This is a genomic window from Pseudonocardia phyllosphaerae, assembly GCF_046546475.1.
In the GTDB taxonomy this organism is placed as follows: Bacteria; Actinomycetota; Actinomycetes; order Mycobacteriales; family Pseudonocardiaceae; genus Pseudonocardia; species Pseudonocardia phyllosphaerae.
Genome location: NZ_JBKGXS010000009.1, coordinates 22,445 through 44,357 on the forward strand (window position 1 = coordinate 22,445; position 21,913 = coordinate 44,357).

General features: G+C 73.5%; 22 protein-coding genes and 1 tRNA gene. 7 read left to right on the forward strand and 16 right to left on the reverse strand.

Going from position 1 to position 21,913, the window contains the following annotated elements; genetic code table 11:
• Nucleotides 1-131: 131 nt before the first annotated feature.
• From ACLE50_RS18120 to ACLE50_RS18135, 4 genes are read right to left on the reverse strand one after another with little or no spacing between them, the layout of a single operon-like run.
• Complete coding sequence (locus ACLE50_RS18120; RefSeq protein ID WP_410944764.1) at nucleotides 132-596, reverse strand: STAS domain-containing protein; 465 nt, start codon at nucleotides 594-596, stop codon at nucleotides 132-134.
• 59 nt (nucleotides 597-655) lie between these two features.
• Nucleotides 656-2,464, reverse strand: a complete 1,809-nt coding sequence (gene selB, locus ACLE50_RS18125; RefSeq protein WP_410944765.1) for a selenocysteine-specific translation elongation factor — start codon at nucleotides 2,462-2,464, stop codon at nucleotides 656-658.
• Nucleotides 2,465-2,467: 3 nt separating this feature from the next.
• Nucleotides 2,468-3,793 (reverse strand): L-seryl-tRNA(Sec) selenium transferase, encoded by a 1,326-nt coding sequence (selA, locus tag ACLE50_RS18130; protein WP_410944766.1) that lies wholly within the window; start codon nucleotides 3,791-3,793, stop codon nucleotides 2,468-2,470.
• A 9-nt stretch (nucleotides 3,794-3,802) separates the two neighbouring features.
• Nucleotides 3,803-4,123, reverse strand: coding sequence for a hypothetical protein (locus ACLE50_RS18135; RefSeq protein WP_410944767.1), 321 nt, complete (start codon nucleotides 4,121-4,123; stop codon nucleotides 3,803-3,805).
• A 348-nt stretch (nucleotides 4,124-4,471) separates the two neighbouring features.
• Between ACLE50_RS18135 and selD the strand changes: the two genes are divergently transcribed.
• Nucleotides 4,472-5,509: a selenide, water dikinase SelD gene (gene selD, locus ACLE50_RS18140; RefSeq protein ID WP_410944768.1), complete on the forward strand. Its 1,038-nt coding sequence runs from the start codon at nucleotides 4,472-4,474 to the stop codon at nucleotides 5,507-5,509.
• Nucleotides 5,510-5,519: 10 nt separating this feature from the next.
• Nucleotides 5,520-6,611 carry an L-cysteine desulfhydrase Cds1 gene (gene cds1 / locus ACLE50_RS18145; protein WP_458788561.1) on the forward strand — a complete coding sequence of 364 codons (1,092 nt, stop codon included), beginning with the start codon at nucleotides 5,520-5,522 and terminating at the stop codon, nucleotides 6,609-6,611.
• Nucleotide 6,612: 1 nt separating this feature from the next.
• Here the strand turns inward: cds1 and ACLE50_RS18150 are convergent, their stop codons facing one another.
• From ACLE50_RS18150 to ACLE50_RS18165, 4 genes are all read right to left on the reverse strand, one after another.
• Nucleotides 6,613-7,809 (reverse strand): amidase family protein, encoded by a 1,197-nt coding sequence (locus ACLE50_RS18150; protein ID WP_410944769.1) that lies wholly within the window; start codon nucleotides 7,807-7,809, stop codon nucleotides 6,613-6,615.
• Between the two features lie 10 nt (nucleotides 7,810-7,819).
• Nucleotides 7,820-7,915: transfer RNA gene (locus tag ACLE50_RS18155), tRNA-Sec, on the reverse strand.
• Nucleotides 7,916-7,922: 7 nt separating this feature from the next.
• Nucleotides 7,923-8,312: an STAS domain-containing protein gene (locus ACLE50_RS18160; protein ID WP_410944770.1), complete on the reverse strand. Its 390-nt coding sequence runs from the start codon at nucleotides 8,310-8,312 to the stop codon at nucleotides 7,923-7,925.
• A gap of 216 nt (nucleotides 8,313-8,528) precedes the next feature.
• On the reverse strand, nucleotides 8,529-9,923 hold the full coding sequence (locus ACLE50_RS18165; RefSeq protein WP_410944771.1) for a glycosyltransferase family 2 protein: 1,395 nt from the start codon (nucleotides 9,921-9,923) through the stop codon (nucleotides 8,529-8,531).
• Between the two features lie 175 nt (nucleotides 9,924-10,098).
• On the opposite strand from ACLE50_RS18165, the gene ACLE50_RS18170 reads away from it, so the two are divergent.
• A complete protein-coding gene (locus ACLE50_RS18170) occupies nucleotides 10,099-11,403 on the forward strand; it encodes a competence/damage-inducible protein A (RefSeq protein WP_410944772.1) in 1,305 nt (434 codons plus the stop codon).
• 22 nt (nucleotides 11,404-11,425) lie between these two features.
• Here ACLE50_RS18170 and ACLE50_RS18175 read toward each other — a convergent pair whose 3' ends face one another.
• The 3 genes from ACLE50_RS18175 to ACLE50_RS18185 form a co-directional block, all read right to left on the reverse strand.
• The gene (locus ACLE50_RS18175) at nucleotides 11,426-12,025 is read right to left on the reverse strand and encodes a superoxide dismutase (RefSeq protein ID WP_410944773.1); all 600 of its coding nucleotides are present in this window, start codon (nucleotides 12,023-12,025) and stop codon (nucleotides 11,426-11,428) included.
• 258 nt (nucleotides 12,026-12,283) lie between these two features.
• Nucleotides 12,284-12,841 carry a DUF1697 domain-containing protein gene (locus tag ACLE50_RS18180; protein WP_410944774.1) on the reverse strand — a complete coding sequence of 186 codons (558 nt, stop codon included), beginning with the start codon at nucleotides 12,839-12,841 and terminating at the stop codon, nucleotides 12,284-12,286.
• 16 nt (nucleotides 12,842-12,857) lie between these two features.
• Nucleotides 12,858-13,220 (reverse strand): VOC family protein, encoded by a 363-nt coding sequence (locus ACLE50_RS18185; protein WP_410944775.1) that lies wholly within the window; start codon nucleotides 13,218-13,220, stop codon nucleotides 12,858-12,860.
• A gap of 200 nt (nucleotides 13,221-13,420) precedes the next feature.
• Here ACLE50_RS18185 and ACLE50_RS18190 point away from each other — a divergent pair, with 200 nt between their 5' ends.
• Complete coding sequence (locus ACLE50_RS18190; RefSeq protein ID WP_410944776.1) at nucleotides 13,421-14,689, forward strand: HNH endonuclease; 1,269 nt, start codon at nucleotides 13,421-13,423, stop codon at nucleotides 14,687-14,689.
• Here ACLE50_RS18190 and ACLE50_RS18195 read toward each other — a convergent pair.
• The gene (locus ACLE50_RS18195) at nucleotides 14,656-15,888 is read right to left on the reverse strand and encodes an MFS transporter (RefSeq protein ID WP_410944777.1); all 1,233 of its coding nucleotides are present in this window, start codon (nucleotides 15,886-15,888) and stop codon (nucleotides 14,656-14,658) included. The two genes, ACLE50_RS18190 and ACLE50_RS18195, sit on opposite strands and share 34 nt — an antisense overlap.
• 89 nt (nucleotides 15,889-15,977) lie before the next feature.
• Between ACLE50_RS18195 and ACLE50_RS18200 the strand changes: the two genes are divergently transcribed.
• Complete coding sequence (locus ACLE50_RS18200; protein ID WP_410944778.1) at nucleotides 15,978-16,739, forward strand: DeoR/GlpR family DNA-binding transcription regulator; 762 nt, start codon at nucleotides 15,978-15,980, stop codon at nucleotides 16,737-16,739.
• Between the two features lie 147 nt (nucleotides 16,740-16,886).
• Here ACLE50_RS18200 and sodN read toward each other — a convergent pair whose 3' ends face one another.
• Nucleotides 16,887-17,294 (reverse strand): superoxide dismutase, Ni, encoded by a 408-nt coding sequence (gene sodN, locus ACLE50_RS18205; protein ID WP_410944779.1) that lies wholly within the window; start codon nucleotides 17,292-17,294, stop codon nucleotides 16,887-16,889.
• Between the two features lie 126 nt (nucleotides 17,295-17,420).
• On the opposite strand from sodN, the gene ACLE50_RS18210 reads away from it, so the two are divergent.
• Entirely contained in the window at nucleotides 17,421-17,762 is a 342-nt protein-coding gene (locus ACLE50_RS18210) for a S24/S26 family peptidase (RefSeq protein ID WP_410944916.1), read from the forward strand.
• On the opposite strand, the gene ACLE50_RS18215 is transcribed toward ACLE50_RS18210, so the two are convergent.
• Nucleotides 17,720-18,850: an epoxide hydrolase family protein gene (locus ACLE50_RS18215; protein ID WP_410944780.1), complete on the reverse strand. Its 1,131-nt coding sequence runs from the start codon at nucleotides 18,848-18,850 to the stop codon at nucleotides 17,720-17,722. The genes ACLE50_RS18210 and ACLE50_RS18215 overlap by 43 nt on opposite strands.
• A gap of 91 nt (nucleotides 18,851-18,941) precedes the next feature.
• Here ACLE50_RS18215 and ACLE50_RS18220 point away from each other — a divergent pair, with 91 nt between their 5' ends.
• On the forward strand, nucleotides 18,942-19,850 hold the full coding sequence (locus ACLE50_RS18220; RefSeq protein WP_410944781.1) for an alpha/beta fold hydrolase: 909 nt from the start codon (nucleotides 18,942-18,944) through the stop codon (nucleotides 19,848-19,850).
• 59 nt (nucleotides 19,851-19,909) lie between these two features.
• Here ACLE50_RS18220 and ACLE50_RS18225 read toward each other — a convergent pair whose 3' ends face one another.
• Both ACLE50_RS18225 and ACLE50_RS18230 read right to left on the reverse strand, forming a co-directional pair.
• A complete protein-coding gene (locus ACLE50_RS18225) occupies nucleotides 19,910-20,737 on the reverse strand; it encodes a methyltransferase domain-containing protein (protein ID WP_410944782.1) in 828 nt (275 codons plus the stop codon).
• Complete coding sequence (locus tag ACLE50_RS18230) at nucleotides 20,734-21,597, reverse strand: glycine/sarcosine N-methyltransferase (RefSeq protein ID WP_410944783.1); 864 nt, start codon at nucleotides 21,595-21,597, stop codon at nucleotides 20,734-20,736. Before ACLE50_RS18230 ends, ACLE50_RS18225 begins: the two co-directional genes overlap by 4 nt.
• Nucleotides 21,598-21,913 lie beyond the last annotated feature (316 nt).

Here is a 21,913-nt window from a genome sequence, read left to right on the forward strand (position 1 = left end):
CGGTGTCGGGGCAGGGGGAGGGCCCGGCCGTACGTCCGTACCGGGACCATCGGCCCTGGTCGGAGGTGCTGTCGGCGTGGGTGCGGTCACCGGGGCCGAGGTTGCCTCCACGTCATGTGATCCGGGTCACATCAGGAGTCGAGGGCGGCCGGGACGTCGTCGTGGATGTCGAAGAGGTGGTGCAGGCCCGCGATGCTCAACGGGCGCAGCACCCGTCGCTCGGTGCAGGCCAGCCGCAGCTCGACGCCGTTGCGGTGCGCCAGCTCGCGCAGCTCGATCAGCGCGGCGAGCCCGCTGGTGCCGAGGAAGCGGATGCCGTCGAGGTCCAGCACGACCAGCGACGACCGCGGGATCCGGTCGGCGAGCTCGTGGCGCAGCTCGGGAGCGGTGAGCATGTCCAGCTCGCCGGCCACGGCGACCACCACGACGCCCTCGGCGGGCTCGGTCGTCTCCAGGGTGAGGCTGTCGCCGGATTCGCGGCCGTCGGCGAAGGCGGCCTCCGGGTCCGAGTCCGGGTCGGGGAGCAGCGAGTCGGTGCGCAGTGCTGCGACGCGCTGCCCGTCCGGTGGGCCGGCGGGGCGTCCGGATTCGGTCATTGGGTCGACGTTAGGGACCGCAACCGCGGCTCGCCAGTCGGGGCCGTCTCCGATCCGGCTCAGCGGAGCCGGTGATCGCCGTCGGGGGTCCGGACGGTGCGGCCCCGCTTGGCCAGCAGCTCCAGCAGCGGTACGACGACCCGGCGGCTGGTGCCCAGCGCGGTGCGCACGTCGGCCGGGGTGAACGTCGGCCCCAGCCCGCGCAGCACCTCGACGGCCCGGTCCTCGGCGTCCGGAGCCAGCACGACGTCCGGGGCCACCCGCAGCAGCTCCCCGGCCCGTTCCAGCACGGCCAGCTCCTTGGCGCCCAGGCCCAGCTCGGCCAGGCGGTCGGCGTTCGGTGCGGTGAACGGCGCGGCCTCCAGGTCGGCGCGGACCGCGGCGGCGGCGCGCAGCAGCTCGTCGGGCGGGGGAGCGTCGGCGGCCGAGCGGACCCGTCCGTCCCGGATGACCAGCGACGACCCCGCCGCGGTGAGCACGGCCGGCACCAGTGCGGCGTCCGGCAGGTCCGCGGCGCGCCGCGCGGCGGCGAGCGGGACCCCGGGGTCGAGCGGGTCCTGCCCGGCGACGGCGCGGTCCAGGGCGGCCACGGCCTCGGCGGCCCGACCGGCGGTCAGCAGCCAGCCGGCGGCACCGGGCACCCGGGTGGCGAGGTCGTCGACGTCGGCGCGCGGGACACCGATCCGCACCAGGTCCGCGGCCCGCGCGACGCCGCGGCGGGTGAGCTCGGCGTCGGCGTCCGGAACGCCGGTGGCCCCGGCCAGCTCCTGGGCACGGGCCTTCGCGGCACCCCGGCGGCGGCGCAGCGGCGGCGGGTCCGGGTCGAGCACGGTGGCCCCGGCGACGACGCGGCGCGCGCCCGGGTCGCGCAGCACCGCCCGGTCCCCGATCCGCAGCGGCAGCGGCCGGTCCGGGCGCAGCCGGACGATCACCTCGCCGTCGTCGGTGGTGCCCAGCGGCCGCACCCGCACCGGGACCGCGGCCGAGCCGGCGTGCAGGGTCAGCCCGGTCGGGCCGTCGGGCATCTCGGCGGGGCGCCCGATGCCGTGCAGCCGGACGTCGAGCTCGCGGGCCACCGGCCACGCGCCGGGGGTGAGCAGTGCGTCGCCGCGGGCGACGTCGTCGCGGGGCAGTCCGCGCAGGTTCAGCGCGACCCGCGCGACGGCCGAGGCATTCTCGACCGGCTCGTTCAGCTCCTGCACGCCGCGCACGGTCACCGGGAACCGGCCGCCCTCGCCGTCGAGCTCCAGCTCGGTGCCGGGCCCGATCCGCCCGGTCGGCAGCGTCCCGGTGATCACCGTCCCGGCGCCGCGGACGGTGAACGCGCGGTCCACCCAGAGCCGGGTGGGGGCGTCGGGCTCGGGCTCGGGCAGCGCGGCGACCAGGTCGGTCAGCGCGGCGCGCAGCGTGTCGAGCCCGGCGCCGGTGGTGGCCGAGACCGCGACCGACGGCCAGCCGCCGAGCCCGCGTGCGGCCAGCTCCTCCCGGGCGTCGGCCAGGGCGAGGTCGGGGTCGAGCAGGTCGCTGCGGGTGATCACGAGCAACCCGTGCTCCAGCCCGGCGGCGGCGAGGGCGTCGGCGTGCTCCCCGGACTGGGGCATCCACCCCTCGTCCGCGGCGACGACGAACATCGCGGCCGGGACCGGCCCGGCGCCGGCCAGCATGGTGCCGACGAACTTCTCGTGCCCGGGGACGTCGACGAACGCGACCGTCCCGGCTCCCGGCAGATCGGTCCAGGCGAAGCCGAGGTCGATGGTCATGCCGCGGCGCTTCTCCTCGGCGAAGCGGTCGGGCTCCATGCCGGTGAGTGCGCGGACCAGTGTGGACTTGCCGTGGTCGACGTGCCCGGCGGTGCAGAGGACGTGCACCGGTCACACGCCCCGTACGGCGCGGGCCAGCTCGGCGTCGGCCGACGGCGGCAGCGCGCGCAGGTCGAGCAGGCAGCGGCCGTCCGCGACCCGGCCCAGGACGGGCGGGTCCCCGGCGCGCAGCGCCTCGGCGTGGTGCTCGGGCAGCGACACCGCGGCGCTGGGCAGCTCCACCTCGGGCGCGCCGCCGCCGCCGACGCCCCCGACGGTGTCCACGGCGACCGCGTCGATCCCGTCGCGGGCCAGCGTGGCGGCGAGGTCGCGGGCGCGGGCGCGCAGCGCGGCCGGGTCGGCGTCCAGCGCGGTGGCGACCGGGGTCGGGGGACCGGCGACGCTGGCCTCCAGCGCGGCCAGGGTCAGCTTGTCGACGCGCATCGCCCGGGCCAGCGGGAACCGGCGCACCGTCTCGACGAGCCCGCCGCCGCGTTCCCCGCCGCCGAGCAGCAGCCCGGCCTGCGGGCCGCCGAGCAGCTTGTCCCCGGACGCGGTGACCAGGTCGGCCCCGGCGACCAGCGCCGACTGCGCGTCCGGCTCGTCGGGCAGCAGCGGGTGCGGGGTCAGCAGCCCGGACCCGATGTCGGCGACGACCGGCGGGCCCAGCCCGGACAGCTCGGCGATGCCGACGTCGCGCACGAACCCGCGCACCACGAAGTTCGACGGGTGCACGTGCAGCAGGAACGCGGTGTCCTCGCCGATCGCCTCGGCGTAGTCGCGCAGGTGGGTGCGGTTGGTCGTGCCGACCGGGCGCAGCCGCGCGCCGGTGGACTCGATCAGCTCGGGGATGCGGAACCCGTCGCCGATCTCGACGAGCTGCCCGCGGGAGATGACGATCTCCTTGCCGGTCCCGGCGAGCGCGGCGCAGACCAGGGCGAGCGCGGCGGCGCCGTTGTTGGCGATCCACGCGCCGGTCGCGGCGGGGACGGCGGCGCGCAGCGCGTCGACGGCACCGGTGCCGCGGCGGCCGCGCCGGCCGGTGGCCAGGTCCAGCTCGACGTCGCAGGTGCCCGCGGCGACCTGCAGCGCCTCGCGGGCGGCGTCGGAGAGCGGGGCGCGGCCCAGGTTGGTGTGCACGACGACGCCGGTCGCGTTGAGCACCGGCCGGATCGACGTCGCGGCGGCGGGCAGCGCGGCCAGGGCGTCCGCGGCCACGTCCTCCGGGGCGACGACGCCGGTGCGGGCCCGCTGCTGGGCGGCCGTCACGGCCTGCTTGACGCGGTCTCGGCCGAGCCGCGCGGCGGCGGCGACCAGGTCGGGGTCGGCGAGGACGGCGTCGGTGCGGGGGACGCGGCGGCGCGGGTCCGCGGCGCCCGCGGGGCGTGCGGTGGTCACCCGGGCAGGCTAGTGCCCCGTCCGCCGCGGTGCGCCGGGAGCCGACGGCCCGTCCAGGTTCCCCAGCTCGGTCCCGATCAGCGCGTGCAGCCGCGCCAGCTCGTCGCGGACCGCGGCCCGGCGGCGGGCCACGTGCTCGTGCATCGACGCGGCGGCGTCGGCGACCAGCTGACCGTCCCGGCGGGCCGCGGCACCGGCGGCGTGCTGCCGCTCCACCTCGGACCCGGCGTCGGCGACGATCTCCTCGGCCCGGGCGCGGGCCTCGGCGACGATCCGTTCGGCGTCCTGCTCGGCGGCCCGGACCCGTTGCGCGGCATCGTGTTCGGCCATCCGCAGGATCCGGTCGGTGCGCACGCCGAACGTCTCGGCCGGCTGCCCGCGGGCGTCGTCCAGGGCGGCGGCGAGCTCGTCGGCGCGGAGCTGGGCGTCGTCGCGGGCACGTTCGGCCTCGGCACGGGCCTGCTCGGCGCGGTCGCGGGCGCGCTCGGCAGCGGTGAGCCGGACGGTGAGGTCCGTCGCGGACGTCGTCCACCGGCTTCGTCACGCGGTTCCCCTCTCCTGGCACGGCCCGGGCGCGGTCACCGCGAAGGGTACGGCGCCCCGGGCGCCCGCGCGAGTACGGTCGCGGTCACCCGTACCGATCCCGGCACCGACGCACGCGCACCACCGGAGGACCCCATGACCAGCAGCGGAACCACCGAGCGCCGGCTCACCGAGTTCAGCCACGGTGCCGGCTGCGGCTGCAAGCTCGGGCCCGGCCAGCTGGCCGGCGTCCTGGAGAACGTCACGCCGCCGTCGCACCCGGACCTGCTCGTCGGCACCGACACCGGCGACGACGCCGCGGTCTGGAAGCTCTCCGCGGACCGCGCGCTGGTCGCGACCACCGACTTCTTCACCCCGATCGTCGACGACCCGCGCACCTGGGGCGCGATCGCCGCCACCAACGCCGTCTCCGACGTCTACGCGATGGGCGGCACACCGCTGTTCGCGCTGAACCTGGTGTGCTGGCCGTCGAACGATCTGGGCCCCGAGGTGCTCGCCGAGGTGCTCACCGGCGGCGCCGACGTGGGCCGGGCCTGCGGGTTCGCCGTCGTCGGCGGGCACACCATCGACGACCCGGAGCCCAAGTATGGCCTCGCCGTCGTCGGGGAGGTGCACCCGGAGCGGGTGCTGACCAACGCCGGCCTGCGCCCCGGGGACGCGCTGGTGCTCACCAAGCCGATCGGCATCGGCGTCATCTCCACCGCGGTCAAGCGGGGCGTCCCGGCCGACGTCGACGCCGCGGTCGCGGCGATGCTGACCCCGAACGCCGACGCCTCGGCCGCGGCCGTCGGCTCCGGCGCGACCGGCTGCACCGACGTCACCGGGTTCGGCCTGCTCGGGCACCTGACGAAGATGACCGTGGCGTCGGGGGTGGACGCGACCGTCGACGTCGCCGCTGTCCCGACCCTGCCCGGGGTCCGGGAGCTGATCGCCGACGGCGTGGTCCCCGGCGGGACGCTGCGCAACCGGCAGTGGATCGACGACCGGATCGTGCGCGCGGGCGCCTCCGACGACGAGCTGATCCTGCTCTCCGACGCCCAGACCTCCGGCGGGCTGCTGTTCGGCGCTGCCCCCGACGCCGCCGAGGCCGCCGTCGCGCGGCTGCGCGAGCAGGGCCACGGTGCCGCGGTGATCGGGACGGTGACCGAGGGGACCGGGCTGGTCCACGTCTAGGGTCGGACCGGTGGAGCCGGTCGACCGTTCGTGTGCTCGTACCCGCGCCTGGACCGACGAGGCGATGCGCCGGGTCCAGGCCGACGCGAACCGCTCCGCCGACACCCACCTGCACGTCCTCGACCTGCCCGACGAGTGGGGCGTGCAGGTCTACCTCAAGGACGAGTCGGTGCACCCCACCGGCAGCCTCAAGCACCGGCTGGCCCGCTCGCTGTTCCTCTACGGCCTGGCGTCGGGGTGGATCACCGACGGCACGACCGTGGTCGAGGCCAGCTCCGGCTCGACGGCGGTGTCCGAGGCCTACTTCGCGCGGCTGATCGGCGTCCCGTTTGTCGCCGTGATGCCGCGGACGACCAGCCCGGAGAAGGTCGCGCTGATCGAGCGCGAGGGCGGGCGCTGTCACTTCGTCGAGCACGGCGGTGCCGTCTACGCCGAGGCCGAGCGCCTCGCGGCGGAGTCCGGCGGCCACTACCTGGACCAGTTCACCTACGCCGAGCGGGCCACCGACTGGCGGGGCAACAACAACATCGCCGAGTCGATCCTGAGCCAGCTGGCCGAGGAGCCGCACCCGGTGCCGGAGTGGATCGTCGTCGGTGCCGGGACCGGCGGGACGTCGGCGACGATCGGGCGCTACCTGCGCTACCGGAGGCTGCCGACGCGCCTGGCGGTCGTCGACCCGGAGGGCTCGGCGTTCCTGCCCGGCTGGACCGCGGGCGACCCGGCGTTCGAGACGGGGACGGCGTCGCGGATCGAGGGCATCGGGCGGCCGCGGATGGAGCCGAGCTTCGTGCCGTCGGTGATCGACCGGATGATCCCGGTGCCCGACGCAGCCGGCATCGCCACCGTCCGCCACCTGCGGGAACGCACCGGCCGGTTCACCGGCGGCTCCACCGGGACGAACCTGTGGGGCGTGTACGGGATCGTCGCGGAGATGCTGCGGGAGGGCAGGCGGGGCAGCGTGGTCACCCTGATCTGCGACGGCGGCGAGCGCTACCGGCACAGCTACTACGACGACGACTGGGTCGCCGCCCAGGGCCTCGACCTCGCGCCGTACCGGGCGACCCTCGACGAGTTCTTCGCGACCGGCCGCTGGGCCGGGTGAGTCAGGCCGGCCGTCGGCCGAGCAGCGCCCCGGTCGCCAGCAGTCGCCGCTCCGATCCAGGCCGCCCGACGAGCTGCACGCAGCCCTCCACGGCCGGGGTGACCAGCGACGGCAGCCCGGCGAGGTTCCACGCGGCGTAGCCGGTGGTGCCTGCGGCGTCCGGGCCGCCGGGGGCGGGCAGCAGGATCGCGTCGGCGCCGACCTCGTCGAGCCGGTCCAGCACACGCTGGCGCCAGGTGCCCGGTGTCGCGGGCCGCAGGCCGCCGAGGCGCCGGACGCGGCGCCCGCGGCGGGCCTCGGAGCGCGCGGCGCGGGGGAGCTCGGCGGTGCCCAGCCCGAGGTCCTCGACGTTGCGGGCGAGCCCGGCCCGGTGCCGCCGCGCGGTGTGCACGCCCAGCAGCGCCCGGTACGGCGGGTCGTCGGCGAGCAGCCGCAGCCCGTGTGCGGCGAGGGCCTGCAGCGCGGCGTGCACGGCGGCGGCCGCGTCCGGGTCGGCACGGTGGGTGCGCCCGGTGCGCAGCGAGCAGGCGAGCGTGCCCAGCGGCTCCGCGGGAGCGACGGGCGCCGGGGCCGGCGTGCGGGCACGCCCGGCGGGTGCGGGGACCGACAGCGCGGCCAGGGCGGCGGTGAGGTCGTCGGGCGCGGTACCGACGAGCGTGGTCTCGGCGAGCCCGGCCCAGCGGCGGTCGGCGCCCGCGGGCAGCGGCAGGACCCGGCGTCCGGGTTTGAGGGCAGCCAGCCCGAGTGTGGACGCTGCGGCGCGCAGGGCCCCGTCGCCGTCGATGCCGATGGCGAGCGCGACGCGCCCGGAGGCGACGACGGCGGCCGCGGCCCGGCCGCCCGGGGAGCCGTCGGAGCCGAGCCCGAACTCGGCGGTGCGGGTCCGCCCGGCGACCAGCGCCCCGGCGCCGCGGAGCCGGCGGACCGGCTCGTCGCCGCGCCCGACGACGGAGATGCCGTCCTCGACGGCGACCGGGACCCCGGCCAGCGGCAGCGCGAACCGGTCGGCGCGCCGGTCGAGGGCACCGGCGGCGGCCCGCAGCGGCTCGGGGTCGACCCGCAGCAGCGTCGCGTGCGGGGCACCGTCGGCGGTGAGAACCCGTTCGGCGACCTCACCGGCGGTCCACAGGCCCTGCCGGACCGCCCCGGCCGTCGACGCGGCGGGGGTGGGGAGCGTGGATGCGGCGGAAGAGGTCACGGGAGGAAGTTGGCGGAGGCGGACGGGAATCGAACCCGCCTGGCCGAGATGCTCGACCACGTCGGCTTTGAAGACCGCGGGGGCCACCAGGCACCCATACGCCTCCAGGGCGGTCAGGCCGAGCCGAGCGCCTCCTGGGCGCTGCCGGCCACGTCGAACAGGGACATGAGGTTGGTCGCCTCCAGCGCGCGGGTCACCGCGTGCGAGCCGCACACCAGCCGCAGCCGGATGCCGGCCTTCTCGGCGTTCTCCTTGCCCTCGACGAGCGCGGCCAGCCCGGCCGACCCGAGGAACGTCACCGGGGACAGGTCGACGACCAGCAGCGACGCCCGGCCGAGCTGTTCGGAGATCCGCTCGGTCAGGACCGGGGCGGTCATCGTGTCGACCTCGCCGTACACGCCGACGACCACGGCGTCACCGTGGGTGGACACCTCGAAGCGGACGACCTCGCCGATGTCGGGGCCCTGATCCTCCCCCACACCGGTGGGCGTCTCACTGCTCATCTGCACCGTGCTCCCTCGACAAGTCGCGGACGAGCGGATCCGACGTCGTACTACGACGCATCACCGTCCGTGACGACCGGCCGCCACTGCTCGACGCGCCGCTCGTGTGGTCCCCACCCAGCCTAGCCAGATCGGCCTCTCACCCTACGAGTGCGGTCGGTGCAGGCACAAACGTCACTCGCCGGTGGTGTTTCGCGGCCTGCGCGTGCAGGGGCGTCAGGCACGGACCGCGGGCCCGGAGTCGACCGGCGGGATCGGTCCGGTGATCTCGGTGTCGGTCTCCGGCGGCGCAGCCGGGACCCCGCTCGGCTCGGTACGGCTCGGCTCGGTACGGCTCGGCTCGGTACGGCCCGGCTCGGTACGGCCGGCTGTGGGGCCACCCGGCGCGGTCCGGCCGGCGGGACGCAGCCCGGACACCGCGCGGCGGACCAGCGGCGGCACCGAGCCCCCGGCGCGGCGGACGGCGCGGCGCGAGCGCAGGTAGGCGCGCGGGCCGGTGAGCAGCCCGCGGGCGCGGGTCTGGTCGGCGTCGTCGGGGACGGCGTCACCGGCCCCGGCCTCGCGGGCGGCGATGTGCCGCAGTCGTGCGACCGCGGCCGGCAGCCTGCGCACGGCCGCGGCGCGGCCCTGGCGGGACAGCGCGACCTTGGCCAGGAAGCTCCCGAGCCCGATCGCGTAGCCCTCCATCTGGTGGCGGAGCGCGTTCTGGTCGGGGCGGTGGTGGTGCCACAGGTACGCGCCCGGGACGTAGCCGAGTACGTGTCCGGCCAGGATCATGCGGACGAGGAACTCGCAGTCCTCGCCGCCCTTGGTGGGGGTGCCAGGGCCCATGGCCTCGTCGAAGCCGCCTGCGGCGCGGGCGGGGGTGGCGCGCACGGCCATGTTCGCGCCGATGCCGAACAGGCCCGGGGAGAACGGGAAGATCGGCGAGTCCGCGGGTGGGTCGGCGAGGGTGAACCGGCGTGGGGTGAAGCCCTTGTTCCAGGCCAGCGCGACGTCGGCGGCACGCTCCTCCGGCGAGCCGAGGCGGGCGGCGAGCACGGGCCCGGACAGGCAGGCCAGGTCGGGGTCGGCGGCGAAGGCGCCGGCGATGCGGGAGGCCCAGGCGGGGTCGACCTCGGTGTCGTCGTCGGTGAAGGCGACGTACTCGGTGCGGGCCTCGGCCAGGCCGCGGTTGCGGCCCACCGAGGTACCGCGGCGGGGTTCGCGGACGTAGCGCACCCGGGGGGAGCCGGTGGCGGCCACGGCGCGGGCGGTGCGTTCGTCGTCGGGGTCGTTGTCGACGACGACCACGGTCAGGGCGGGGTGGTCGGAGGCCAGGACCGCGCGCAGGCAGCGGGCCACCATCTCGGGCCGGTTGCGGGTCGGGACGACCACGGTGATCGGCTCGTGTGACACCGGGGCGGGCGCGACGGCGTCGGCGGGGCCGAGGGACTCGATCGCCGCGGCGAGGGCGTCGACGGCGGCGTGGCCGTCGACGAGCGGCACGGTGATCTGGCCCTGCGGGGTCCCGGCCACGGTCACCAGCAGACGCGCCGCGCGGTAGGCGGGGTCGACCTGCAGCTCGCGCAGCGGCGCGGAGCGGTCCAGCTCGCCCACCCAGGTCGGCACGTCCGACACAGACTCCGGTGACATACGCACAGTGTCCGGCATGGCTGCTGAGACCGCACTGAGAGTGGCCACAGACCCGAAAACCATTACTCCATGTAACTCTCATCACGAACCGCGAACCGCGGCGGTCGCTCGAACGAAGTGCAGTCCCCGGCGCCGGGGGTAGGTTCGGATCATGAGCACCGCGCACGATCCCCGGCCGCGCGCGACGGTCGTCGTCACCGGCAGCGAACTGTTGTCCGGCACCGTCTCCGACGCCAACGGCCCGTTCCTGGCCCGCGAGCTCGGGCGGCTCGGCGCGGTCGTGACCCGGGTGCTGGTCGTGTCCGACCGGCCGGAGGACCTGCGGTCGGCGCTGGAGTTCGCGGCCGGCGACGACCTCGTCGTCACCAGCGGCGGGCTCGGCCCGACCGCCGACGACCTGACCGCCGACGTCGTCGCGGAGTTCTGCGGCGCCCCGATGGAGATCGACGACGACCTGCGCGGCCGGATCCACGCCCGCGTGGCCGGCTGGGCCGCGAAGGCGGGCTGGGACGGCCCGGCGCTCGACGCGGCCACCGCCAAGCAGGCCCGCGTGCCGCGCGGGGCGAGCGTGCTGGAGCCGGTCGGGACCGCGCCCGGCCTCGTCGTCCGCCGGGAGGGTGGTCCGCTGGTCACCGTGCTGCCCGGCCCGCCGCGGGAGCTGCGCGGGATGTGGCCGGCCGCGCTGGAGTCGGCGCCGCTGGCCGGGCTGCTGGCCGGGGCAGGCGTCCCGGAGCCGCGGATGCTGCGCTTCGCCGGGCTGCCGGAGTCCGAGATCGCCGCGACGCTGCGCGAGGTCGGCGCCGAGCTGGACCTGTCCCGGGTCGAGGTGACGACGTGCCTGCGCCGCTCGGAGCTGGAAGTCGACCTGCACCCGCTGCCGGGGGCGCAGGACGCCGCCGACCGGCTGACTGCGGCGCTGCTGGAGCGGCACCGCCGCAAGCTGATCAGCGACGACGGCACCACCACCGACGAGCTGCTGGCCGCGGCGCTGCTCGGGAACGGGTGGACGGTCGCTACGGGGGAGTCGTGCACCGGTGGCCTGCTCGCCGGGCGCCTGGTGGACCGGGCGGGCTCCTCGGCCTACGTCGCGGGCGGGGTGGTGGCCTACTCCAACGAGGCGAAGACCGCGTTGCTGGGCGTGCCGGCGGAGCTGATCGCCGAGCACGGCGCGGTGTCGCCGCAGGTGGCCCGGGCGCTGGCCGACGGGGCACGGGAGCGGTTCGGTGCGACCGCCGGCGTCGGGATCACCGGGGTCGCCGGGCCGGACGGCGGCACCGAGGCCAAGCCCGTCGGCTACGTCTGCTTCTGCGTGACCACCGCCGACGGGCAGGTGATCGAGCGCGATCCGAGGCTGCCCGGTGACCGCTCCGACGTGCGCGAACGCTCCGTCGACACAGCGATGCACCTGCTGCTGCGGGCCGCCGGGGTCACCGGGCCCGACGCCCAGCGGAGCTGAGGCGGGCCCGGCGACCGGGGGATCAGCCCTGGGCGGCGGCGAAGCGCTCGGCGGCGTCGTCCCAGTTGACGACGTTCCACCAGGCCTTCACGTAGTCCGGCTTCACGTTCTTGTACTGCAGGTAGAAGGCGTGCTCCCACATGTCCAGCATCGCGATCGGGATCTGGTTCGCGGGCAGCTGCGACTGCTGGTCGTAGAGCTGGTGCACGAGCAGCCGCTGACCCAGCGTGTCGAAGGCCAGGATCGCCCAGCCGGACCCCTGGATGGTGGTCGCGGCGGCGGTGAAGTGCTTCTGGAACGCGTCGAACGAGCCGAACCACTCGTCGATCGCGGCGGCGAGGTCACCGTCGGGCTTGCCGCCGCCCTCGGGGGAGAGGTTCTTCCAGAAGATCGAGTGGTTCACGTGACCACCCAGGTTGAACGCCAGGGTCTTCTCGAGCCCGACGATCGCACCGAAGTCGTCCTTCTCACGCGCCTCGGCCAGCTTCTCGACCGTCGAGTTCAGCCCGTTGACGTAGGTCGCGTGGTGCTTGTCGTGGTGCAGCTCCATGATCTCCGGCGCGATGTGCGGGGCGAGTGCGCCGTAGTCGTAGGGCAGGTCCGGGAGCGTGTACTCGGCCATCGGTGGGTCCGACCTCCTGAGTCGCGGTGGCTGCACGGCGGTTGCCGCGCAGATTCACTTGCCACTATCTCGCAACAGCCGCGTACCCGCGATCCCCGGCCCGCACGCGTGGACGGCGGGAGTCGCCAGATGTACTCTTCTGCAAGTCACTTGCAGCAGTGTGGGTGGCGCCGGTGGTGATCGTTCTGGCAGCTCGGCCCACCGTCGACGGCGCCGCACCGGTTCGTCCGGTCGCGGCGCCGTCAGCACTGCAGCAGGTCAGCTCTGCAGCAGGTCCCGCAGCTTCAGCACGGTGGCCCAGTTGCGCGCGGTCCCGCCACCGTCCGGGGCGGAACTGCGGGAGGTGAGTCGCGCACCCAGGGCGCTGCGCCCGATGCCGTCCGGTGTGTGCAGGTAGACCACCCGTCCGACGACGGCCGCCTCGTCCGGCGATCCCTTCTCCCGCGCGGCGCCGGCGGCCCGCCGCACGGCCGTGCGGTCGTCCGGGGAGACCGGGTCGGCGCGGACGATCGCGTGCAGCTGCTTCGGCTCGGTGACCTGCGGGAACGGGTTGTTCGCGATCAGCTCGGCGTACTCGTCGCGATCCAGGACGACGACCGGCCGGCTCAGTCCGAAGATGGCCGTGAGGATGGTCTCGACCGCGGCCGCGATCGTGGCGGTGGTCTCGCGGGAGCCGAGCACGACGTTGCCGGACTGGATGTAGGTGGCGACGTCGTCGAAACCGTGCGCGGTCAGCGCCGCACGCAGCTCGGCCATCGGGAGCTTGCCGGTCCCGCCGACGTTGACTCCGCGCAGCAGCGCGACGTGGGTGCGCACGCCGGTGATGATGCGCTCAGGATCCGGCGAGCCGGAAGCTGAGCCGGTTGCCGTCCGGGTCGGCGACGAAGAAGAACCGCCCGCCCGGCTGCTCGGTGGGCGGGTCGATGTCCAGGCCGCGCTCGCGCAGCGCGCCGTACGCCGCGTCGAGGTCGGGGACGTCGACGACGAGCCCGCGCAGGCTCCCGGCCGGCATCTCGTCGAACCAGGTGACGAGGGCGAGCGTCGCGGTGCTGCCGGGCGGGGCGACCTGGACCCACCGCATGCCGTCGCCCCACGACGCGTCGGTCACGAGGTCGAAGCCGAGGGTGTCGACGTAGAAGCGCAGGGCGCGCTCCTGGTCGGAGACCGGGACCGAGACGACGCTGATCTGGGGCATCGTGGTTCCTCTCGTGGGGCTCCGGACGCTACCGCCTCCGACGCTCGTGATCGGCACGTTCGTGACGGGGCGGTCGCTGGGCGAACGCCTCGTCACGACCGTGGTGATCATCGAGGCGGTCGCAGCATCGTTGCAGGTCGCAGCGTTTGCGATTGCGAACGCAATTCGCACACTCGTTCGATTTCCGGTACACTGGCAGCATGACCGCGGTCCAGGAACCACCCGTCACCGACACCGGTGACCCTGGCGTGCCGCGGGTCGACTACGCCCTGATGCAGGTCGCCATCGAACAAGCGGCACTCAGCGACTCCGACGTCTCCGAGGCCGAACTCGTCGACGAACTCCAGCAGCTCGACGCGCTCAACAACTCCCTGGCCGCGTTGCGGGCGACCCGGATGCGGCACTTCGCCCGCACGCATGTGGCGAACCAGATCGCTGCCGGCGCCGACGAGCCGGAGAAGCTCGAACGCTCCGTGGCATCGCAGATCGGGATGGCCTGCAAGATCTCGCCGTTCACCGCGCGGTCCCGGATGCGGGTCGCCCGGGATCTCCACGACGGGTTCACCCACCTACGGGCACTGTTCGTGGCCGGGGAGATCTCCGAGGACACGGTCGCGGCCATCGTCACGGCTGCCGGTGACCTGTCCGCCCGAGACCAGGCCCTGCTCGACGCCCGGCTGGCAGGGCACGACCTCACCGGCCGCGGCATCGGCCGGCTGCGGGATCTGGTGCGACGTCTGGTCGCCGAGATCGCGCCGGAGAAGTTCCGGCACCGTGCCGAGCAGGCGAAGTCCGAGCGGCGGGTGACGCTGCGCCCGGCCACCGACGGGATGGCGTTCCTGACCGCGTATCTGCCGGTCGCCCAGGGTGCTGCGTGCCTGGCGGCGTTGCAGAAGGCGTTCACGAACCTGTCCTGCGACCCGGCGCCGTTGACGCGTACGCGGGCGCAGGTCATGGCCGACACCCTGGTCGAGCGGCTGACCGGCAGGACGACCGCGACCGACGTGGACGTCGAAGTCCAGGTCATGGTGCCGCTGGCCGCGCTGCTGGACCCGGACAGCCCGCTCCCGGCCGAGATCCCGGGCTACGGACCCGTCCCGGCCGACCTGCTCACCGAACTCACCGGGCAGAAGAACCTGCGCCGGCTGCTCACCAAGGACGGGATCGTCATCGGTGGTGACTCCCGCCGACGCACCTTCACCGGGCCGCTGGCCACGTTCATCCGGGCGCGGAGCCGGAACCGGTGTACCGAGCCGTACTGCGACGCACCGGTCCGCCACATCGACCACGTGAAGCGGGCCGAGGATCACGGGCGCACCGAGTTCGACAACGGACGCGGGGTCTGCGAGTTCCACAACCACGTCCGCGAGCAACCCGGATGGACCGTCGAGCGCACCCCGGACGGGGTCCGCACCACCACGCCGACCGGGCACGGCTACATCGGCCCCGACCCACCAGCGCCGGGGTGACGTGTGCCGGTCGGTGGGTGTGGCGTGTCCTGCTGTTGCAGGGGCCCGGATCTCGTCCGCACGATGCCGGCGGCGCTCGCCGAGACGACGCAGAGGAAGCTGAGCAGCACCAACGCGTGGTTGAGAGGAACGACGTGAGTGAGCCATCCGATGACGGCGGGGCCCGCGAGCATGCCTACGTAGCCGATCCCGGCCACGCGTGAGACGTTGACGCCCGCAGTGCTGTCGATGTTCCCGGCTGCGCTGAACAACTGAGGAATGCAGCCGGACAGGCCGAGTCCGAACAATCCCCATCCCGCGATCGCCAGCGGGACCGAGGGGGCCAGGGCTGCAGTCGTGATGCCGACCGCGGCCGAGGCGGCACCGTAACGCAGCACTGCGACCGGGCCGAACCGGTCGGAGATCCGGTCGGCCATCATCCGTCCGAGCGTCATCATCGATGCGAACGTGCCGAAGGCGAACGCGGCGACTGTGGTCGAGGCACCAAAGGTGTCCTTGAGATGGAGCGCACTCCAGTCGTTCGCGGCGCCCTCACTCAGCATGGTCATCATCGCCAGTCCGGCAAGCAGCCAGATTCGTCGAGGAGCCCTCGACCCACTCGGCGAGTCGGTCGTCGCTTCCGGCGTGACGTCCTCCGGTTTTCCCGCGGGCAGAAGTCCACGAGACAGCAGGCTGGCGACCAGCGCACCGGTGCCTCCGATCGTGACCATCAAGGTGGCAGTGCCAACCCCCGCGGTGATTGCGGCGGAGGCCAGCAGGGATGCCAGCACTCCACCGACGGAGAAGGTGGCGTGGAACGAGGACATGAGAGGTCGTCCGTAGGCCCGTTCGACATGCACGGCGTGCGCGTTCATCGCCACGTCGAGGCATCCGTTGCCGAAGCCGAAGATCAGTAGTGCGATGGACAGGTCCCGGGTGTCGGTGGCGATGCCGGGGAGGACGAGGGCTGCCCCGGACGCAACACCTCCTGCGGGGACGACGAGTCGGGCGCCGAACCGGTCGATCATCCGGCCCGCGACCTGCATGCCGACGAACACGCCGACGCCCAGGAGCACCAGCATGCTGCCCAGCGCCGCGTGACCGATCCCGACACGTTGCTCGATGGCCGGGATGTGCACCACCCAGGTCCCCATCAAGGTCCCGCACAGGACGAAGTAGGCGAAGGTCACCGCACGGGCGGCTCGAAGCGAGGACTTCACCGGAGCCACGTTACGAACAGAGTCTCTGTTCGTAAAGACGCCAAACGAACAGCTTGCTTGTTCGGTACGACGACGTGTTGAATCATGACGTGAGCAGCGCAGGCCGTCACGCGGCGATCGCACGCGCGGTGGGGGATGCGGGCACCGTCACTGTTCAGAGGCTGGCCGAGCTGACCGGCGCCTCGGAGATGACGGTTCGTCGAGATCTCGACATGTTGGCAGCGCAGGGGGTGCTGGAGCGGGTTCGAGGCGGTGCTCGGACCCTGCTTCTACGCGGGGACGAGCCGCCGTTCGTGCTCCGTGCTCTGGAGGCGGTCGACGCCAAGCGGCGGATCGCGACGGCAGTGGCCGGGATGATCGCCGACGGCGAATCCGTGCTGCTCGACAGCGGGACCACCTGCCTGGAAGTCGCCCGTCTGCTTCATGGGCGGTCGACCACCGTCGTTCCGTTGTCGCTGCAGGCCATCGAGGTTCTCGGGCGAGCGCCGGCGTTGTGCACACTCGTGGTTCCGGGGGGTCAACCCCGCCCAGGTGAAGGTGCTCTCGCGGGGCCGCTGACGATCACATCGCTTGCCGCGCTTCGCTTCGACACTGCCGTCATCGGGTGCTGCGGGCTCGAGGGAGCCGACGGACTCACCGCTTACGACCTCGACGATGCCGCGGTCAAGAAGGCGTGCGTCTCCTCGTCGCGCAGGGTGATCGTCGCCGCCGACGCGCGCAAGATCGGCCGTACGGCGTACGCACACGTCGTTCCCGTCTCGGGCCTGCACGCGGTCGTCACCGAGCCTGCGGCCCCTGCCGATCAGGTGTCTGCGCTGGAAGACGCGGGCGTCGTCGTCAGCGTCGTGTGACAGGACCGTCGATGCCGTGACCGGAGTCGCTGTTGCTCACACAGCCGGACTGCTCCGGTCCCGCGGAGGCGACTGTCCGGGAGAGCCGGGTAACGAGAAACGGCGCCGACCGGGAACCCCCAGCCGGCGCCGCTTCAGTGCCTGCGATCAGGCAGCCTGCTTGGTCTCCCAGAAGATCTTGTCGATCTGGGCGATGTAGTCCAGCAGCTCCTGCCCGGTGGCGGGGTCGGTCGACCCCTTCGTGCCGGAGGCACCCGCGGCCTTGGTGGCCTTGTTGAAGAGCTCGTTCAGCTCCGGGTACTTCTCGAAGTGCGGCGGCTTGAAGTAGTCGGTCCACAGCACCCAGAGGTGGTGCTTGACCAGGTCGGAGCGCTGCTCCTTGATCTCGATGGCCCGGGTCCGGAACTCCGGGTCCTCGTTGCCCTGGTACTTGTCCTGGATGGCCTTGACCGACTCGGCCTCGATACGCGCCTGGGCCGGGTCGTACACACCGCAGGGGAGGTCGCAGTGCGCGGTGGCCTCCAGCCGCGGGCGGAGAATGCGGGTCATCCGCATGAAGTCCTCCCTGGTGAATGATCGTTCTGGCGGATCCGACCCTACCCTCGTGAGGAGGCCGTGGCAGACCGGGCGCGGCGAGAAGATCCACACTGGAGGACGGTCGTGCGGTGGCGTCGGGTGACGGTGCGCGGACCCTCGATGTCGCCCGCTCTGCACGACGGTGACGTCGTTCTCGTCCGGTTCGGGGCACCCGTACGCCCGGGTGACGTCACCCTCGTGACCTGGGACGACCGGCCCGGGCAGCTGTCGGTGAAGCGCGCGTCGCACCCGGTGGGGGACCGGTGGGACGTCCGTGGCGACAACCCGTTCGGCTCCACCGACTCCGCCGCGCTCGGCCCCGCCCGGGTGCACGCCGTCGCCCGGCTACGGCTGTGGCCCCGCCCCGGGCGGATCGCTCGGCGGCCCCGCCCCGGGAGGATCACTCAGCGCAGGGTCCGGAAGAACCCGCGTACCTCGTCGACGTAGGTCTCCGGCTGCTCCAGCGAGGCGAAGTGCCCCCCGACGGACGGCCGGGAGAACCAGCGCAGGTCGGTGTAGCGGCGCTCCAGCCACGCCCGCGGCAGCTTCACCATCTCGTGCGGGAACTGCGAGATCCCGGTCGGGACGTCGACGTCGTCCATCCGCTTGCGGTTGAACGACTCCCAGTACAGCCGCGCCGACGACGCGCCCGCCCCGTTCAGCCAGTACTGCATCACGTTGTCCAGCAGGCGGTCCCGGCTGATCGCGTTCTCCGGGTGCCCGGCGCACTCCGACCAGTCCCAGAACTTCTCGACGATCCAGGTGGCCTGCGCGACCGGCGAGTCGACGAGCCCGTAGCCGATGGTCTGCGGCCGGGTGGACTGCTCGGCGGAGTAGCCGCCGCCGTAGCGGGAGAACGCCTGGGAGAACTTGAGGTCGCCCTTCTCCTCGGGGGAGAGGACGTGCTCGTCGTCGTCCGGCTTCGGCGCCAGCGGCATCGTCAGGTGGATGCCGTGCAGCATCTCCGGCGCCGCCGTCCCGAGCGACGACGTGATCACCGATCCCCAGTCGCCGCCCTGCGCGGCGAACTTCTCGTAGCCCAGCCGGTCCATCAGCTGCGCCCAGGCGACGGCGATCCGCTCGACGCCCCAGCCGGTGCGGGTGGGCTTGCCGGAGAACCCGTAGCCGGGCAGCGTCGGGATCACGACGTGGAACGCGTCGGCCGGGTCCGGCGGGTCGGTGAGCGCCGGCAGCACGTCCAGGAACTCGACCAGCGACCCCGGCCAGCCGTGCGTGAGCAGCAGCGGCGTCGCCCCGGCGTGCGGCGACCGGGCGTGCAGCACGTGGATCTGGACGGAGTCGTCCCCGCCGCCGTCGAGCGCGGTGGTGAACTGCGGCCACGCGTTGATCTCCGCCTCGACCCGGCGCCAGTCGTAACGTGTGCGCCAGTACTCGCAGAGCTCCCGGGCATAGTCGAGCGGGACGCCCTGGTCCCAGCCGTCGAGCGTGCCCGGGTCCGGCCAGCGCGTTCGCGCCAGACGATCGCGCAGGTCGTCGAGGTCGCGCTCGGGGATGTCGATGCGGAAGTCGCGCACGCGGCCACCGTGTCACGCCCGGCACCACGGGCGCGGCGGCCGACGTGCATCGGAACGGTCACGATCACCGCACATCGGGTACCCGGCCGGGGTGTTCGACGGTTTCGAGAGCTTCGACCTGACCGTGGGCGACCCGGACGGCGGCGTGGTGACCGTCCACGGCGTCCGGGGCGGCGCCGGTCCGCCGGTACTGCTGCTGCACGGCTTCCCGCAGGACCACGCGATGTGGGAGCCGGTCGCGACCGCGCTGGCCCGCACGCACACCGTCGTCTGCCCGGACCTGCGCGGCTACGGTGAGTCCGGCCGTCCCGCGTCCGGCGACGACCACGCCGGCTACGCGTTCCGCGCGATGGCCGCCGACCAGGTCGCGGTCATGGAGCAGCTCGGGTTCGACACGTTCGCCGTCGCCGGGCACGACCGCGGCGCCCGCGTCACCCACCGGATGCTGCTCGACCACCCGGAGCGGGTCATCCGCGCCGCGCTGCTCGACATCCTGCCGACCGCCTACGTCTACGACCACGTCGACCGCCGCCTGGCCACCGCGTACTACCACTGGTTCTTCTTCATCCAGCCCGCCGACCTGCCGGAACGCCTGATCGCGGGCGACCCGCTCGGGTACCTGCACCGGCTGCTCGGCGGCTGGGGATCCGGGCTCGACGCACACCCGGCCGAGGCCCTGGCGAGCTACGAGCGCGCATTCGCCGACCCGGCCGCGCGGCACGCGATGCTCGAGGACTACCGGGCCGGCGCCTCGATCGACCTCGAGCACGACGCCGCCTCCGAGCGGGCGGGGGAGCGGATCTCCGTCCCGGCCCTGGTGCTGTGGGGCGACGCGGGCGTCGTCGGCGGCAACGCGGAGAGCCCGCTGGACGTGTGGCGCGGACTGGCCGACGACCCCGCCCTGGTCACCGGCCGTGCCCTCGCCGGTGCCGGGCACTTCCTCGCCGACGAGCAGCCCGACGTCGTGGCCGCCGAGCTGGCGGGCTTCCTGCAGGCATGAGAAGGGCCCGGCTCCCCGCGACGGAGCCGGGCCCTTCCGAACCGGACCGGACTACCGGGTCAGTCCTTGACCGCGTGCACGATCCCCCAGCTGAGCTTGCCGGCGTTCCCGCCGTCCACCCAGTGCTGCAGGCCGGCCTTCATACCGCTGATGTAGCCCTCGCTGATCTCCGCGGCGAGCTCCGCCTCGCGCGCCACCAGCTCCTCGCGCACCCGCCGGTAGTGGGTGGGCAGCTGGTCGGCGTGGTCGTGGAACTTGACCTCGGAGAAGCCGCGCCGCTCCAGACCGTCGGTGTAGAAGCCCGGAGTAGCCATCGTCGCCAGCTGGATCCGGTCGAGGATCGGCTGGATCGACGACTGGTCGAGCCCGTCGGCGGCCATCGGGTCGGTGAACACGACCTGCCCGCCCGGCTTGAGCACCCGGGCGATCTCGTCGAGCACCGCGTCCCGGTTGCCGGAGTGCAGGAACGCGTCCTGGGACCAGACGACGTCGACCGACGCGTCGTCGACCGGGACGTCCTCGAACGACGCGGTCACCACGTCGACCTTGTCCGACAGGCCCTGCTCGGAGGTGAGCCGGGTGTTGCGCTCGTTCTCCACGGGGGAGAGGTTCACGCAGTGCACCGTCGCGCCGGTCGCCTTCGCGATCTGGCGGGCGGCGCCGCCGTAGCCGGCACCGAGATCGAGCACCGTGGTGTCCGGCCCGATCCCGGCGATCTCGGCCATCCGGGCCACCGTGCGCCGGCTGGCGGCGGCGATCTCCTCCTGCGGGGTCTCGTAGAGCCCCACGTGGATGTCCTCGCCGCCCCAGACCTTGGAGTAGAACGTGTCCGCGTCCGGCGAGTCGTAGTACGTCCTGGCCGTGCTCTCCGCCTGCTCGACGCTCATGCCGTGCCCTCCTCCGGGTCCTCCAGGTACGCCTTCTCGGCGATGTGGACGAAGAAGTCCGGCTCGTCCTCGGAGTAGGTCTCCTGGAAGTCGCCGTAGGTCTCCACCCGCTGGAAACCCACCTCGTGCATGAGGCGGCGCGTGTAGTCCTTGCGCAGCGGGAACATGTTCAGGTGGTACTCGGAGCCGTCCGGGAACCGGTAGCGGAAGCGGGCCAGCCCGTCGTCGACGTGCTCCGGCTCGGCCACGACGTCGTCGCCGCAGTAGTAGTACTGGTGCTTCGAGCTGAAGCCGTTGTCCAGGATCGAGTCGTAGTTGCGCTGATCCAGGATGAGAACGCCGTCGTGCTTGAGCATCGCGTAGAACTCGGCGAGTGCCTTGCGGCGGTCGCGCTCGGAGAACAGGTGCGTGAAGGAGTTCCCCAGGCAGATGATGGCGTCGTACTCGCCGTGCACGTCACGGTTGAGCCAGCGCCAGTCGGCCTGGACGACGCGCAGGATGTGCCCGCCGAACTTCATGCCGTTGTCGAACGCCTTCGCCAGCATCTCCGCGCTGCCGTCGGCGGAGACGACGGTGTCGAAGCCCTCCTCCAGCAGCCGGACCGAGTGGAAACCGGTGCCGGTCGCGACGTCGAGGATGCTCTCGACGCCACGCTGGCGGAGCTGCTCGACGAAGAACTTGCCCTCGCTCTCGTAGCGCCCCCTCCAGTCGATCAGCTCGTCCCACTTGTCGACGAAGGTCTGCACGTACTCGTTCTTGTAGTGCGTCGACTCGCGGACCTCGAGTGGCTGGTCGCCGAACTCCTGAACGGTCCTGCCGAGCTCCGGTTGTGCGCTCGCGATGCTGTTGTCGGCCGTCATGTACCGCGACTCCTCGAAAGATCGGGTTGTGCGGGGTCGACCGACGCTAGATCGGGTGGGCGGTCCCTGTCCGGTGCCGGCGGCGAGGCCTGGAACGGACCGCGTTCGTTGTGTTATACGCAACCGCCCTGGTCGCTACCGGTGTCATCGGTCACACCAGGAGTGATCGGCGTCGCGGTGTGGTCTACGCGCGTGCAGTCGCTCCACCAGTGCCGTCGCCGCGCTCACATCCGTCCGGCGGAACGCGTATTCCAGTCGCGGCTGCGGTGAGTCCGCACACCGCTACGGTCGGCGTCGTGGCGCCGAGGGCTGCTCG